1 protein-coding gene is annotated in these 256 nt (G+C 53.5%); it reads right to left on the bottom strand.

Features of this window, described 5'->3' with window-relative positions; translation table 11 throughout:
- Positions 1 to 185 (bottom strand): hypothetical protein (locus tag NE619_RS18325; RefSeq protein WP_256133902.1); only part of this gene is annotated, 185 nt, incomplete at its 3' end.
- Positions 186 to 256 lie beyond the last annotated feature (71 nt).

The following is a 256-nucleotide window of genomic DNA, read 5'->3' as shown; positions in this document are numbered from 1 at the left end:
GTCAGGGCCGCTTTTTCAGCATACTCATTGGTGATGGTCACCGCCTTTGTTCCCCGTGCGTCGGCAGTCACCTCCGGATTATAAATGCTGATTGTAAACTCGTTTCCGGCTGTGATGGCGTTGCACTGGCTGTCGGTCTCGGCTATATAGTACTTAACCGGATCTCCGCCTGCTCCCAAACGCAATCAATCAATGACAACCGCCTGGCTATCTGTCCCGTCTACATGAAGGGCCGCCAATGCAGCAACTTCTCTGC

Origin of the sequence: Anaerovorax odorimutans, from assembly GCF_024459955.1 — a bacterium.
GTDB lineage: Bacteria > Bacillota > Clostridia > Peptostreptococcales > Anaerovoracaceae > Hominibacterium > Hominibacterium odorimutans_A.
Note: the sequence above shows the minus strand (reverse complement) of the source record. Positions and strands in the feature narration are given on the sequence as shown.